The 15,190-nt window shown below is 70.2% G+C and carries 11 protein-coding genes; 5 read left to right on the top strand and 6 right to left on the bottom strand.

Annotation, left to right across the window (positions count from 1 at the left end; all coding sequences use genetic code 11):
• The first annotated feature begins 181 nt into the window (after nt 1-181).
• Genes ACZ56E_RS12920 through ACZ56E_RS12910 form a run of 3 tightly spaced genes read left to right on the top strand, consistent with a single transcriptional unit; the run spans nt 182 to nt 4,478 of the window.
• Entirely contained in the window at nt 182-2,548 is a 2,367-nt protein-coding gene (locus tag ACZ56E_RS12920) for an ABC transporter ATP-binding protein/permease (protein ID WP_471213755.1), read from the top strand.
• An 11-nt stretch (nt 2,549-2,559) separates the two neighbouring features.
• Nucleotides 2,560-3,462: a hypothetical protein gene (locus tag ACZ56E_RS12915; RefSeq protein WP_471213754.1), complete on the top strand. Its 903-nt coding sequence runs from the start codon at nt 2,560-2,562 to the stop codon at nt 3,460-3,462.
• Nucleotides 3,462-4,478: a serine/threonine-protein kinase gene (locus tag ACZ56E_RS12910; protein WP_471213752.1), complete on the top strand. Its 1,017-nt coding sequence runs from the start codon at nt 3,462-3,464 to the stop codon at nt 4,476-4,478. Before ACZ56E_RS12915 ends, ACZ56E_RS12910 begins: the two co-directional genes overlap by 1 nt.
• Before the next feature lie 57 nt (nt 4,479-4,535).
• Here ACZ56E_RS12910 and ACZ56E_RS12905 read toward each other — a convergent pair whose 3' ends face one another.
• A complete protein-coding gene (locus tag ACZ56E_RS12905; RefSeq protein WP_471213751.1) occupies nt 4,536-5,834 on the bottom strand; it encodes a streptophobe family protein in 1,299 nt (432 codons plus the stop codon).
• A 207-nt stretch (nt 5,835-6,041) separates the two neighbouring features.
• Between ACZ56E_RS12905 and ACZ56E_RS12900 the strand changes: the two genes are divergently transcribed.
• Nucleotides 6,042-7,313 carry a DUF6777 domain-containing protein gene (locus ACZ56E_RS12900; protein WP_471213750.1) on the top strand — a complete coding sequence of 424 codons (1,272 nt, stop codon included), beginning with the start codon at nt 6,042-6,044 and terminating at the stop codon, nt 7,311-7,313.
• Between the two features lie 49 nt (nt 7,314-7,362).
• On the top strand, nt 7,363-7,803 hold the full coding sequence (locus ACZ56E_RS12895; RefSeq protein ID WP_471213748.1) for an OsmC family protein: 441 nt from the start codon (nt 7,363-7,365) through the stop codon (nt 7,801-7,803).
• A gap of 1,190 nt (nt 7,804-8,993) precedes the next feature.
• On the opposite strand, the gene ACZ56E_RS12890 is transcribed toward ACZ56E_RS12895, so the two are convergent.
• The 5 genes from ACZ56E_RS12890 to ACZ56E_RS12870 all read right to left on the bottom strand — a co-directional run bounded on the left by ACZ56E_RS12890 (nt 8,994) and on the right by ACZ56E_RS12870 (nt 14,909).
• Nucleotides 8,994-10,973, bottom strand: coding sequence for a DUF3732 domain-containing protein (locus ACZ56E_RS12890; RefSeq protein WP_471213747.1), 1,980 nt, complete (start codon nt 10,971-10,973; stop codon nt 8,994-8,996).
• On the bottom strand, nt 10,970-11,455 hold the full coding sequence (locus ACZ56E_RS12885; RefSeq protein WP_471213745.1) for a three component ABC system middle component: 486 nt from the start codon (nt 11,453-11,455) through the stop codon (nt 10,970-10,972). The genes ACZ56E_RS12890 and ACZ56E_RS12885 overlap by 4 nt, the downstream gene beginning before the upstream one ends.
• Nucleotides 11,455-12,669 (bottom strand): ABC-three component system protein, encoded by a 1,215-nt coding sequence (locus ACZ56E_RS12880; protein WP_471213743.1) that lies wholly within the window; start codon nt 12,667-12,669, stop codon nt 11,455-11,457. Before ACZ56E_RS12880 ends, ACZ56E_RS12885 begins: the two co-directional genes overlap by 1 nt.
• Before the next feature lie 429 nt (nt 12,670-13,098).
• Entirely contained in the window at nt 13,099-13,878 is a 780-nt protein-coding gene (locus ACZ56E_RS12875) for a hypothetical protein (protein WP_471213742.1), read from the bottom strand.
• Nucleotides 13,879-14,657: 779 nt separating this feature from the next.
• Nucleotides 14,658-14,909 (bottom strand): hypothetical protein, encoded by a 252-nt coding sequence (locus ACZ56E_RS12870; RefSeq protein WP_471213740.1) that lies wholly within the window; start codon nt 14,907-14,909, stop codon nt 14,658-14,660.
• Nucleotides 14,910-15,190: the final 281 nt, after the last annotated feature.

Raw genomic sequence — 15,190 nt, 5'->3', positions numbered from 1 at the left:
CCGAGGTCGGGCGCGGCAGCCACCTCAAGGATTTGCGTCATGCCTGGGCAGACCCGATCCACTGCCGAACTCATCGCCCATGCGCTGACCGCCCTCGTGCTCACCGGCCCGGTGGAGGCCAGTGGAGGCCGGTGGCGGTGTCCTCAGGCGGAGATTCGGGCGAATGGGTAGAATTCTGGGCATGGGGAATCGGCCCGTGGCGCCGACTGCGCCCGAACTCTTGCTGGAGACCGACACCGGCTCCACGGTGATGAGTCCGAGCCGGGACTATCACGTGGGCCGCGACCCGCTGAGCGACATCGTCATCGACGACGCCCGCGTCTCGTGGCATCACGCCGTCCTCCACGCCGAGCTCGATCACTGGACCATCGAGGACGAGCACAGCACCAACGGAACGTACGCCGACGGGCGGCGCGTCGAAGAGGGGGAAATCGGGCCGGGCAGCGTCATCCGCTTCGGCAGCGTCACCGACGGCCCGCGCGCGGTGGTCGTCGGCCGCACCCAGCCCGAACCCCGCGCTCCCGAACGCCCCTCCTCCGTCAGCACGCCCTCGGCCACCGGCACCTTCCGGCAGCCGACGACCGTGCGCCCGCTGCCCACCCGCACCGTCCGCATCGGCCGCGCCGACGACAACGACGTGGTCATCGACGACCTGGTCGTCTCCCGTCGGCATGCCGAACTGAGGGTCCGCCCGGACGGTACGTACGAGATCGTCGACCTCGGCAGCCACAACGGCACCTACCTCAACGGCCAGCCGGTGGACCGCGCCCCTCTGGCGCCGGGGGACATCGTCGGCGTCGGCCACCGCGCGTACTGCCTCGTCGGCGACCAGCTGCAGGAATATGTCGACACGGGCGAGGTGTCTCTCGACGTCCAGGGCCTGACGGTCACCGTCGACCGGGGCCGCAAGACACTCCTCGACCAGGTCTCGTTCCCCGTCGGCGAGAAGTGCCTGCTGGCCGTCGTCGGACCCAGCGGCGCGGGGAAGTCCACCCTGCTCAACGCCCTCACCGGGCTGCGCCCCGCGGACGGCGGCACCGTCCTCTACGACGGCCGCGACCTCTACCGCGACTACGCGGAGCTGCGCCAGCGCATCGGCCTCGTACCGCAGGACGACATCCTGCACGCCCAGCTGACCGTGCGCCGCGCCCTCGGCTACGCCGCCGAACTCCGCTTCCCCCAGGACACCGAGCGGGCGGAACGCCGGGCCAGAGTCGACGAGGTCATCCGCGAACTCGGCCTTGAACAACGCGCCGACCAGCCCATCCACAGCCTCTCCGGCGGCCAGCGCAAACGCGTGAGCGTCGCACTCGAACTGCTCACCAAGCCCTCGCTGCTCTTCCTCGACGAGCCCACGTCCGGGCTCGACCCCGGCATGGACCGCTCGGTGATGCACATGCTGCGCGGCCTCGCCGACGACGGCCGCACGGTCATCGTCGTCACGCACAGCGTGCTCAGCCTCGACGTGTGCGACCGGCTCCTCGTCCTCGCCGCGGGCGGGAGGATCGCCTATTACGGGCCGCCGCGGGACGCGCTGCCGTTCTTCGGCTTCCCGCAGTGGCCGGAGGCGTTCGAGGCCTTCGAGAGCGACCGCGACCGGGACTGGGCACGGGACTACCACCTCTCTCCGCTGCACCAGCGCTACATCGTCAACTCCTCCGCGCAGCCGTATCTGATGTCGCTCCCGCAGGACGGCGCGGGCACGCCCGGCTCCTTCGCGCCGCCGCCGAAGCCGCAGAGCTGGGGATCCCAACTGCGCACGCTGGTGCGGCGGTACGCGGCCGCGCTCGGCGCGGACCGCACGTTCCTCGCCATCATGATCGCCCTGCCGTTCGTGATGGGCGCCATGGCCCGCGCGCTGGCCGGAAGCCGGCTCACGCAGGAGACGGCGATGAACGCGCTGCTCATCCTCTGCGTCGGCGGAGTCCTGACCGGTGCCGCCAACGCGGTGCGCGAACTGGTCAAGGAACGCGTCATCTACCGGCGCGAACGGGCGGTGGGGCTCTCCAGATCGGCGTATCTGATGTCCAAGGTCGTCGTCCTCGGCACGGTCACGGTGCTCCAGGCCGTCGTGCTGACCCTCGTCGCTCTCCTCGGCGTCGACCTCAACGCGCCCGGCGGCAAAGGGGTGTTGCTGCCACCGCTGGTGGAAGTCACCCTCGCGGTGGCCCTGCTGGCGTTCACCGCCATGATGCTGGGCCTCCTCGTATCGGCGCTGGTGCGCAAGGAAGAGGTGACGATGCCGCTGCTCGTGTTCCTCGCCATCGTCCAGGTGGTCTTCTGCGGTGCGCTCCTCAAGCTGAACGGCGTGCCCGGCGTCGAACAACTGGCGTGGCTGGTGCCCTCGCGCTGGGCGCTGGGCGCCATGGCGGGCACCATCGGCCTCGGCAGGATCGTCCCGGGCGAACTGACCACCGACCCGCTGTTCCGGCACTCCGCGGGTGTCTGGCTGCTCGACATGGGGATGCTGGTGGTCCTGTCGGCCGTCTTCGGATACGTGGTCGCCAGGCTGCTGCGCCGCCATGAACCCGCCGTGATGCGGAAGTAGGAGCGCCGGCGATGACTCCCGCGGACTTCCGCCCCACCCATGTGGTTCCCCAGGACGGACTGCCCGCCTGGGAGGCACCCGACGTGGAGCGTCCGACGACCCCCCTCGACGCGCTGCTGCCCGTGCAGCTGGTCGACCGGCTCGGCGACTGGGGCCGGATCGTGTGCGCCAACGGCTGGTCGGCATGGGTCGACGGCCGGCTCCTGCTCGCCGTGCCGCGCGATCCGCCGGGCGCGAGCGGCCCCCTGACCCGCACGGCGGACCCGCGTCCGCTCTTGACCAGGACCGAGGACGCCCTCGGCCGCTACCGGAGTGCGGTGGAGGACCTGGCGGGCGGCGGCGACGGGGAGTCCTTCCGGCGCGGGACGCACGGGCTGCGGGTGGGCGTGGTCGTGGAGGGCGAATCGTTGTGGCTCTACGACGCCGACCACGAGCGGTGGGTGTACTGCGACGGAACGCGGCTCAGTACGTACGCGGCGACGGAAGGGCCCGCCACCGAGGGGCACGGCGATGACCACGAGGCCGCCGAACCCCCACGGGCAGCCGCCGCCGACCCCGGCGCTTCCCCTCCGCCTGACGAGGAACCGACCCGCCTCGTCCCCGCCGCGCAGGAACCGACCGACGGAACCGACGGTTCGACCGCCGGGGTGGGGCCGGGGGAGACGCAGGTGGTTAATGGGGTGGCAGGGCCTGAGCCGACGCGGGTGGTTAATGGGGTGGCAGGGCCTGAGCCGACGCGGGTGGTGGGCGAGGCGGTAGGGCCTGAGCTGACGCGGGTGGTGGGCGAGGCGGTAGGGCCGGGGGAGACCCAGGTGGTCGATGAACCGCACACCCCGCACGGTGGACACCCCGCCCCGTTTCTCCCGCCCGAGGGGGACGAACCCGATCAGCCGCTCCGGCCCGGTGACGCCTGATGGCGGCCGCGCCGGGCGAGGGCGGCCCGAGCCCGCACTCCGGGCGGCCCTCCGAGCTGATCGGGCAGCGGATCGCGGACTACCGGGTCGAGGGCGAGATCGGCCGCGGCGGCATGGCCGTGGTCTACCGCGCCAGGGACCTGCGCCTCGACCGGACCGTCGCCCTCAAGCTGCTCGCCCCCGAGCTCGCCCGCAACGACACCTTCCGGCGGCGCTTCACGCACGAGTCACGCGTCGCCGCCGCGATCGAACACCCGCACATCGTGCCCGTCTTCGAGGCCGGCGAGACGGACGGGGTGCTCTACATCGCCATGCGGTACGTCCCCGGGAGCGATCTGCGCCACCTGCTCGACCGCGACGGCCCCCTCTCCGTCACGGCCGCGCTCCGCATCGCCACCCAGATCGCCTCCGCGCTCGACGCGGCGCACGACCACGGCCTGGTCCACCGGGACGTCAAGCCCGGCAACATCCTCATCGCCAAGGGCACGGACAGCGATCACCCCGAGCACGCCTACCTCACGGACTTCGGCCTTACGAAGAAGTCCTTGTCGCTGACCGGATTCACGACCGTGGGCCAGTTCGTCGGGACCCTCGACTACGTGGCGCCCGAGCAGATAACGGGCCGCCCGGTGGACGGCCGATGCGATGTCTACAGCCTCGCCTGCGTCGTGTACGAGACCATGGCGGGCGGGCCGCCGTTCCAGCGCGACGACGACATCGCCCTCCTCTGGGCCCATCAGTACGACCAGCCGCCCCGCCTGACGGAGAAGCGGCCGGGTGTTGCCCCCGGCCTCGACGGGGTCCTCGCGAAGGCGCTGGCCAAGAGCCCGGAGGACCGGTACGGGTCGTGCCTGGAATTCGCCGCCACGATGCGGGCCGCGGCCATGGGCAGCAGTACGGACGGCCACCCCCCGACGCGGGTGGACCGCCGCGTCGAGCAAGCCCCGGCCCACCCGGACGCGCCCCCCGACCCACCCCGCTGGGCCCAGCCGGTCTTCCGGCGGCTGACCGAATAGACCGGCCGGTCTAGAGCGGCCGGTCTCCCGACGGCCGACCGCGCAGCCCGCGCCAGGTCAGGCCCCGGGCCGCACCTCGCCCCGCCGATGGACCCGCCGCGCCAGCACCCCGCCGAGGAACCCCGAGACCAGACCCCAGGCAACGGCCAGGAGCAGCGCCTTCCAGAGGTGCGGCCGCAGCTCCACGAGGCCGGACAGGCCCCCGCCGAGATCCCCGATGCCGAGGAGCGAGAGCCCGTAGTGGGCCGACACGCCCCCCAGGAGACAGACGGCGAGCACGGTGAGGGCCAGCGCCACCGCCATGTGCACGGCGTGCTGCCAGGCCCGCATCCGTGCCGGGGAGCGGGCCGCCATCAGGAACGCCGCCGTCGTCACCAGGACCGCCGCGACGACCAGCAGCCACCACACCCGCCCGTCGTGCTCGGCGAGAGTGCGCAAACTGAGCGTGGAATCGGTCGCCGTACGCAGCACCTCGTCAAGGACCCGCGGCATGGGCAGCCCGAACGGCCCGTCGACCCGGCCCTCCCAGGACGCGCCGAGTCCCAGGGTGAAGGCGAGCCAGACGAGGTTGGGCAACCCGAGCAGCAGCACCGCGAACGTCTCGGCGGCATGGCCGCGGGTCGCCGCCACGACGAGGCCTGCGGCGAGCCCCAGGGCGGCGTACGACAGCAGCAGGAACACCATGGCGTACGCCGCGGGACGCACCGATTCCTGGAAGCGCAGCAGGCGGGCGGGGAGCGGGGCGCCGCGCGAGACGGACAGTGCCACGACGAGGACGCCCGCGAGCCACAGCAGTCCGAAGACGAGGGTCAGCGGCACGTCCGTCTTGAATCCGACCTCGGGCGACGAGTCCAGCAGATCGCCGATCTCCCCGGCGGGCCCGTCGCCGAGCTCGATCGCGAAGCGGTGCCGGGCCAGCAGGCCGAGGCCGGTGAGCAGCAGCAGCCACAGCACCGCGATCCGGGCGGCCCAGCCGGCGAGTTCCCGCACGTCGGCCACGGCCCGGTGCCGCAGCGGCCGGAGGAACCCGGCGGCGACCACCAGAGCGCCGACGAGGCTGACGGAGAGCGGGAGCACGGAAAGCCCCGCGTCCGTCTCGGCGATCATCCCGGCGTCGCCGGAGAGCCCGACGGAGCCGCCGACCGCCATCACGACGACGGCCGCGACGACACTCGGGAACGCCCCGCCGGGCAGGTCGGCGGCGCCCGCGGCCCACAGGCCGAGCCCGGCGACGACCGCCATGGCCGCCAAGGAGGCGAGCACGGCCGCAAGGGCATGGGGCCAGCCATGACGAGCCCGTCGGCCCTGCTCCGCGCGTTGCGCCCCGGCCCGCCGCGGCGGTGTCTGCTCGCTCACGGTGCCACGCTAAGCAGCGCGGGACCGGCCCGCCTTTCGAGAGGGCCTTCGGGAGGGCTTTCGGGAGGGCTTGCGGGAAGGCCTTCGGGAGGGCTTTCGGGAAGGCCGACCGGCGTCGGCTTGCGGGTCCCCGGACGTCGGGGCACACAATAGGCGCGTACCGGGATAAAAGGTACGTCGCCGATCCCCCTACACAGGGAAGTGTTCGTGAGCGTCGAACCGCCGTCGTCAGGACGCCCCACAGGACCCCCTTCGGGCCCGCTCTCGGGTCCTTCGCAGCCGGGCCCCTCGGGGCCGGGTGAGACCCAGGCGGGCGCGAGCCCCGCCGGCTCGACGCCACCTCCGGGTGGCGCGCGGCCCTCGGGCCCGCCGAGCGGCGGCCCGCCGAGCGGTCCGGCCGGTGGTGGGGGCCGCGGCGGCGGGTCCGACGGCCCGGGCGGGGGCGGCGCCGGTGGCGGTCGCGGAGGAGGTCGCCCGTGGTGGAAGTCGGCGCCCCGCGTCGCGGCGATCTCCGGCGCGGTGGTGGCCGCGGTGATCCTGGCCGTCGTCCTCACCCGCCCCGAGGGCTCGTCGGAGTCGGGCGGCGAGGTCCTCCTCCAGCCCGCGGGCAAGTCGGGGCCCGACCCCTTCACCCAGTCGACGGCCCGCGAGGGCTCCACGTCACCCTCCCCGAGCGGGCTGCCCAGCTCGTCCGCCTCGGCCAACGTGACGCGCGGCGTCGACGGCGCGGCGCCCGGTCTCTACGGCGGGACGCGGAAGGTCGGCAGCTGCGACGTGGAGAAGCAGGTCGGCGCGCTCCAGAAGGACCCGGCGAAGAACAAGGCGTTCGCCTCCGTCCTCGACATCGAAGCGTCCGCCGTCCCCCGCTACCTGCGCTCGCTCACGCCCGTGAACCTGCGGCTGGACACCCGCGTGACCAACCACGGCTACCGCGACGGCCGTGCCACCGGCTACCAGGCCGTGCTGCAGACCGGCACCGCGGTACTGGTCGACGACCACGGCGTACCGCGGGTGCGCTGCGCCTGCGGCAACCCGCTGCTGCCGCCCGTCGCGCAGAAGAGCACACCGCGGCAGACGGGCGACGCGTGGCCCGGGTACCGGTCCTCGAACGTCGTGGTCGTGGCGCCCGCCACCCAGGTCGTGAACCAGTTCGTCGTGTACGACCCGGACAGCGGTGACTGGTTCACCCGGGGCAAGGGCGACACAGGCACCGGCGACAAGAAGACGAAGCCTCCGGCGACCAGGCCTCCCTCACAGCACCCGGACACCCCGTCCCCCGACGAGTCGACCTCGACGGCCAGTACGCCGCCGTGCGACGCGCGGTCCCCCGGGGCGCCCCCGGCAAGCTCGTGCCCGCCCTCGTCGGCCCTGCCCCCCTCCTCGCCCGTCACGCAGCCGCCCTCCTCGGCCGAGGAAGAATCGCCCGCGTCCGAGCCCGTACCACCGCCGTCGTCCCCCGAGGCGGACGGGAGCCCGTGAGCGAGCGGATGTCGCCGGGCCGGCGACGGCCGGACAGTACTCTCCTCGCATGACTGACAATGCGCTGCGTTCCGTCACCGTCGAGCGGGCAGGCCCCGGCCGGTTCACCGCGACCAACGCCCGGGGGAGCACGCTGACCTTCGGCACCGGCGGGGGTGCCGACTTCACGCCGGTCGAGTTGTTCCTCGCGGCGATCGGCGGTTGCAGCGCGGCCGACGTGGAGGTCGCCACGAGCCGTCACGAGGAACCGGCCGCGTTCACCGTCACCGTGACCGGCACCAAGGTCGAGGACGAGGGCGGCAACCGGATGTCGGACCTCGGGGTCGCCTTCCACGTCACGTTCCCGGACGGTCCGTCGGGGGAGCGCGCCCGCACCATCCTGCCCCGGGCCGTGAAGACGTCGCACGACCGCTTGTGCACGGTCAGCCGCACGGTCGAGGCGGGCACCCCGGTCACCGTGACCGTCTCCGACGACACCGGCGACGCCTGACACACCGTCAGGCGCCCAGCGCCTTCGCCATGTGCTCGACGAAGACCGCCAGGGACGGCGCGGTGCACGAGGCGCACTCACTCAAGCGCCGTGCGGCTACCGCGACCCGGCCGGTGCCCATCCCGCCGCAGTTCGCGCGCATCCTGCGCGCGCACATCAAACGGTTCGGCGTGGCGCCGGACGGTCGGGTGTTCCGGAACCAGGCCGGCAACTACGTGGACGCGTCTGCGCATGGCATTACCTGGGCGCGTGCACGGAAGCATGTACTGACCCGCACGGGACTCGCCTCCGGTCTGGCCAAGCGGCCCTATGATCTCCGGCACGCCGGGATCTCGTTCTGGTTGTACTCCGGGGTGGACCCGGCCGAATGCGCTCGCCGCGCGGGCCAGAGCATCGAGGTTCTCTTCCGGCACTACGCCAAGCTCCTGGATGGCGTCCGGGAGCAGACCAACCGGCTGATTGAGCAGTCCATGCAGGAGTCGGGATGTGGACCGGAAATGGACCGGAAGAGCTGGTCAGGTGCCTCTTTTCGTGCCCCTAGAAGAAGCCGAGCTTCTTCGGCGAGTACGACACCAGGAGGTTTTTTGTCTGCTGGCGGTACAGCAGCTGCACCCATGTTGACCAGGCGAAATGGTAGTTGGCGCAGCTTTCGCTCGGGGGCTGGTCCGGAAATGGTCCGGATCTTGGTCTGGCGACGCCGGTACGGGGCATGCTGCGGCTGACGTGCGGGGGAGGAGGGAGCGAGTAGGACCGGATGCGGTAGATGGTCGGCTCCCGGACGCTGGCTTCCCGGGATTGAGGGCGAAGATGGCATCGGAGGTCCGCTGCCAGGCCCCACGACAGCCCAGCTGGTGTCTGCGCAAGCTGTCTGTCAGTGGGGCTCGAGAGGATTCGGTCATGGCAGATGACCTTTTCAGCTTCCGCGTACTCCGGGTGTGCCGCGTGCATGGGGGAGTGCCACTGCGGCAAACGTGATGCGTGGGCCACCGAGGTGTTCCGCACGGGTGACGAGGAGGTGGTCACGGAGGCGGTAGTACTTCGCGAGGGAGTCAGTGGCAGTGCCTTCCGCGGTCGTGGCGGCCGGAGAACTCCAGCCTGCTCAAGGACCATGTGGGGGGAGATCCTTGCCTGAGCGGCGCTGATGGTGCGCGCCCAGTGGCGAGGAGACTGGACGCTCGGCGGCGGCCCGGTCACTCGTCCTGCGCTGCCGCATCGTCCGAGTTGTCGATCCATTCGGCCGGCACCAAGGCTTCGTTGACGTCGTGGCGCCACCGTTGCTGGACATAGGGAGCGAAGGCATTGTCGGCCAAGTCGGCGTGTTCCATCACGATGATCTGGAACTGGCCGTCCAACAGGCGCAGTGTGTCGTGGAAGGCATGGAACACGTTCAGCAGCCTGTTGCGGTCGTCCTCTCCCAGGACCGCGTCGTCGGTGTGGTCCCGGGGGAAATACACCTGCGAGGGCTGGTCGAGAACGAGCAGGCGCGGCACCGGGGCGTGGTGCTCGGTGAACCACTCGTGCAGGCTCAGCAGCGCGGCCACGTGGTAGCCGAGGTGGTTCTCGCCACTGCCCATTTCGGGCAGGGGCAGCGGCCCGTTGGGCTTGTCGGCGATGACGGTGAGCCGGTTGGCGTCGAGACGGATCGGGCTTTCGGAGTGCTCGAGCCCGAGGCCCTGCGCTTTGGCGGTGATCCTCTGACTGATGAGGGAGAGGTAGCTGGCCAGACGCTCGCCCTGGGTGTCGTCGCTGAGGAGTTCCTCAAGGTGGGCGATCTGCTCGCGTAGTTCCTCGCGCCGGTCCTCTATCTGGGGGATCACCGTGCGCTGCGCGGCGGTGTCCAGGTAGAGGCTGATGCGCCCCTGGACCAGAGCGGCCCGGCGGATGGCGTCGGGTTCGCGGTGCAGGGCCCGCAGGCCGGCGGTGACCTCGTTGATCTCGTCCTGGTTACGTGCGAGTGCGGAGCGCAACTGCTGCAGGCGCTCTTCCTCCTCACCGATCAGACGCTGGATGGCGGGGGTGCCACTGCCGATGACCTCAAGGTCGCCTTCCAGGTGGGCCAGATCGCCGGTGAGCGCGGTGACAGTGTCGTTGGCCGAGGCCAGGGCGCTGTCGCACACCGGGCATTGCGCTGCATGGGCGGTCTCGGGGTCCAGGCGCAGCAGACCGAGAGAGATCAGGCGGGCGCGCTGCTCGGTGGCCTGCGTGGTGAAGTCGGTGTTCTCCGCGACCGCCCGCTTGAGATCTGCGATCTTCACGCGGGTCTGGCCGTGCAGGCGGCGCAGTTCGCCGCGGCGGGTGGTCAGGACCCCCAGAGGATCCTCCGCTTCGCCCTCGGCGGCCGGGGGGTTGTTGTTGTGATTGAGGGCCTGGTGCAGCATAGCGAGGACCTCGTCCGCCTGGGGTTCCTGCTGCCCCTCGGGCAGCGGCGTGAGCAGACCAGCCTGGACGGCTTCCGTTACCAGGGCCCGCGCCTGCCCGGTCGCAGGATCGAGTTGGCGGGCCGGGGCCAGGGAGGCCTCCAGGTCGGCGAGGTCGCGACGCACAAGACGCAGCCGGTTGCGCCGCAGGGCCTGCTCCGCGTCGACGGCGCCCAGGAAGTAGGGCAGGACACCGCGGATGGTGTTGGGGCGCCACTCCTCGCCCTGGGAATGGAAGAGGAGGTCCTGATTGGCGACCTCGTTCTGCGCCTGGAAGCAGAAAAACAGGGCGTGGCGGATGGACGGGGCGATGGTTCTGGCGTTGCCCACGGCGGGTACCCGCACGGTGCGGTCGATGTCGCAGAAGTCGCTGATCCGGTCCTTCGCCGCGTCCAGCGGTGTCGCGAAGGTGAGGGACTCCAGCGGCGGGGGTGGCGTGCCGTCGGCCTGTGCGAGAACACACAGGACGGTGCTGGATGCGGCCTTCCCCGCGGGGGCCCGGCGGGCGACGAACAGCTGCTGGCCGCCCCTGACCAGGGTGACGGCGTAGGCGCTGACGTAGTCGCGGACCCGGCCGGCCTTGACCGGGTACCCGCCGCTAGCCAGGCAGTAGTCGATGATGGTGAGCAGGGCGCTCTTGCCGCGTCGAGAGTCACCGGTGACGATGTTCAACTCGCCGGGACGGAAGGGCACGGTGCGGATCTGGCCGGGCTGCTTCCCGTAGATCGTCACGGCCTGGATCTGAAAGGTCACGGCTTGACTCCAAGGAGCGTCAGGACAGTGCTGATGCTGCCGGTGCTGGGTAGCCAGCGGCCGAGCTGGACGGCCGCCTTCTGGATGGCGACGCTCTGCTCGGTCTCTCCGCGCGGAGTCTTGCCGAGCGCCCCCGCCACCAGCGTCAGACCGCCCTCGCCCAGCTTCAGGACCCGGCCCTGCAGCGCGAACAGCAGGCCGGGCCGCACCACCGACGCCACCGTGGCCGCGTTGCGCGCCATGGCAACCGGCACCTCGTCGTGGTCGTCGAGCCACCCCATCAGGCCGGTTCCCGTGGTGGCCGGCAGTACGGCCCGGATGGACGGCTGCAGGGCCATGACGGCGGCGGTGACCGCGACCGGCAGCGGACACGGGCCCGCGTACTGCTTGTCGTAGCCCTGCACCGCGCGGGTGCACAGCACGGCCGTGAACGCCGGGTTGTACAACGCGCGCTCCTCACGGCTGAGTTCGAGTGATGACATCACTGTGCTCCGCTCGGCTCCAGCAGGGCCATCAGCCGCGCGGTGAAATCGGGATGCCAGCCGACCTTCAGCTCGTCGGCAAGCATGTGGTACGAGCCCTTGGGAATGAACACCTCTTCGAGGCCGGTGCGGATCTGCGCGCGGGCGTCCCGGTCGACCCAGCGGTAGATCTGCCGGGCCTCACGCTTCATCTCTGCCTCGGTCGCCTCGTCGCCGAGTTCCTCGCGCATGTCCGCGAAGCGTGCCTGCCACTCCTCGACCAGGCGGCGTTCGTAGGCGCCGAGTTCACCCACCCGTAGGAGCTTCTCCTCCGACCATCGCGATCGCTGGTCGAAGGCCCGCACGTAGTCCCGTATGGCGAGATGGATGCGTTCGTTGCCCACACCGATCAGGTCGAGCTGGCGCACGAAGGTCTTGTCGGCGGACTCGGCCGGCTCGGGCTCCCGCTGCGCGATGTCGGGGTCGATGGGGAGGTTGTCGGGGCCGAACTGGTGGCGCAGCTCGCTGAATTCTTGGTCGAACTCCTCACCCGTGACGGGCGCCCCGCCCTTGGTCTGCAACTGCTCGATCACCCGGTCGTAGAACCAGCCCTCCAGCCGGGTCAGAAAGGGTTTGGCGAGGTTGTCGCCCACCACGAGCCGCGCATGCCCGAGCATCTTCTCGCGGACCTCGTTGATCCTGGGGGCACCGCCGATGACGTCGATCCGTGCGAGCAGGGCGCCCTGACCCGGCCCGCCCGCACTGTTCAGGGCGTCGAACGCCTCGAATGCCTTCGCTAGATCGTCATTCTTGGACGCCGCGCGGGCCTTCTGCAGCAGCGCGAGCGCCGCCTCCTCGTCGCGGTGACCGCTGGCCCGGGGCTGGAGGTGATAGCCCGCGGTGCCTTCGGGGAGCTCGGCGGTGGTCATGAGGAAGAGGTTGGTCTCGGGCAGGCTTACCTGCCCGGTCGAGGCCGCCAGGCACCAGATGCGCAGCGTCTTCCACAAGTCCGGTGCCGAGTCGGTTAGACGGACTCCCTCGGCCCGCTGCTTGAGCTGGAGCAACTCGGTGAGCGACCCGGCGTGATTCTCGATGTCGTCGGCGCCCTCGACGGCGACACTCCACCCCGGCCCGCCCATCGACTGTTCAATGCACAAGTGCAGCGCCTTGGCGAACTGGTACAGGTAGCCGAGCGCCGACGCAGACGCCTCGAACTGATCATTCCTGACCGCCATGACCCCCGCCTCCCCAGCCGAACTGGGAAGAATCTTCGCATAGGCGGAACACTGTGCATATGCCCGGAACCTGATCGTGATCGAAGGCGAAGGCGAAGGCGAAGGCGACGGCGCGCGGCAGGCGGCGCACCGCACCCGCAACGGTCCCCGCGCGTGCGCACCGTTGGGCGGCCGGGGCTGTTGAAATGGCAGCTGGGCGGGGCACCGACCTGGACATCTTCCGTTTGTCGCTTGGCGACTGGCACGGACAACCCCCCACCGTGCAGACCCACTCGAAGGCCGTGTGGCACGAGGCGGACCGGGTGGAGTCTCGCGGCGTGTCACCGGGCGCGGCCGTATCTGGGTGACGGTGGTCGTCCCAAGCAGGCTCTGTCGCCCCAAAAGCTACGGAGAGTCTTTGGCAGAGGCGGCAGCAGTCGGCACTACCCGCTACTTGGGCGGCATGCAGCCGGTGTGCTTCTTCCAGGCGAGGCGGGCCTGTTCCAGTTCGTCCTCTGCGGTCTTGAGGTCCGGGTCTTGGCGGTTGCGTTGTCGTACCTGAGCGAGTCGTTGGCGTGCCGCCTCCTGTGCGCGAGTGTCGGCGCGGGCGTCCTCCAGTTCCCTCTCAGCTTCTTTGAGCTGGTGGGGGATGTGGACACAGGTGTTGTTCTCGTCTGCGACGGCGTTCTGGATGGCAATGACGAAGTCGCTCACAGCCTCGTGGTCGAAGAGGGGTTGGTCATCGAGGGGAGCACGGAAATGGGGATACTTGACCCGGTGCCTATGCCCGGTGACCTGGGTAATGTAGATCGAGTAGATCCTCTCCTCCTTGTCGAAGGAGACGTCCAGGCCGGCCAGCGCGATGGAACGGGTGTCCGTTGAAGACGTCACCACGAGGGCGTGCTTGAACAAGACGAGCTCTCCCAGGCTGCCCAGCCGCTCACCGGTGCCTGGATTGCGCAGAGCTGCGATCTTCTGTGCCAGCTGGTTCAGCCTGCGGTCGTAATTAGCTTTGGCGGCCGTGAGTTGGGCGTGCGCGGTGGACTCGGCCTGAGCTGCTGTGCGGGCTGCATGGCGTGCCTTGCTGCGGGCGTTGGCCAGCTCTTCGCGGCGATGCTCGTACTGGAAGCTGAAGGCGAAGGCCCAACCGCCGGGGTATCTGTGCCGTCTCCACAGCACCCAGATCCCTAAGGCCGCCGTAACGGCGCCAACCAGCCTTACCGTGTTCATGCCCGTCCCCCTCTGGTCGTCGACACTGTTGTCCTACTGCGCTTGCGCCGGCTGCGGTATCGATTCGGGGTAGACGTCAGCAACGCCACACACCACCAGGCGCCCCCACCCTCTTACGCCTCGGAAGGCGTCCCTAATGCAGGTGTGCGCAGGGGCGCCGCGCCGGACGTGGTCGGGCCTTCAGCGAGCAAGCCCGTCAGGTATTCGCGAAACCCCCGCCGCTGGGCCAGGCTGAAGAAGAGGTCGTCGAACCGGGCCGCGTACTCTTCCAACGGCCCGGGAACGGGCGGGCACGGACGGCGAGTGGTCATCTTTCGCCCCCAACAACGAAGTTGGCTCTCACCAGCGGCTTACGGCCAACCGACCTGGCGTCAACCCGCACCGGCCCGAATTCAACGAACTACCGGTAGGCGCTCCTCCGTGGCCAGGACGGCCTCGGTCATCTCCCCTCGCGCTTCTTTGATCAGTTCCTTGAGTTCCTCGCGCTCTGCGTCCTCCTCGATGCCGGCAAGCCGTTCCTCAAGATCGATGCACCGGGCCCCAGCGTCGTTTCGGTCACGCTAACGCCCGTCGTGTGAGCTGCCTGCAGGAGCGCACAGCCCCAGCCTCAGCCGAAAATCGACGTCCTCGAACGCCCCCTGAGCGAACCCGATCGTGGTGATCCGATGGGGTCGGGCCGCATCGAGTGCTTCCCGCTGCCGTGGACTACGAGGACAACGGCGATGCCCGCCGGCCGGTGTGCGGTCCGCAGAGAAAACCCTGGCGAGTAACCGTGGAGTTCAGGGGCTGGTTGACGGCGATCTGGGGGAAGGGCCCCAGGCGATGTGGGCTGCGGCCTGGACGCGAGCGTCGGCCATCCGGACATCGCAGTTGGAATTGTGCATCGAGCGTCTGAAGTCGACCGTGCCGCCGGAGAAGGTCGAGCTGCGGAAGTGGACCTCGCCGCCCTCGAAGGTCGAGCGGGTGAAGTCGACCGTGTCGCCTAAGTTGCACAGCACCAGTTCGAACGGGCACGCCGCGACGATCCGCACGCGATACGCCCTCCGGCAATCGAGAATCTCAACAGATGTGATACTGCGTCAGAAAAAGACTGTTGAAGGGTAGATGGGACAGTTCTCACGTATCTGGCGAACCGTCAGATGTGACCGAATTTGCCGGTGCCGCGCCGTCCCTGCTGAGCCGGGGAAGCCACCAGGAAACGTCCCCTCCGGCTGACGGGCCGCAGCTCCCGCCGGGGAGTAACGCATGCACCGCCGGGGCACTACCGCGATACCTGTGGCTATAGGGCTCATACGGGTCTACTTGAGCGTTC

It is taken from the genome of Streptomyces sp. NPDC039480 (assembly GCF_055597165.1).
The sequence above is the reverse complement of the archived record's forward strand: the minus strand, read 5'-3'. Positions and strand labels throughout refer to the sequence as shown.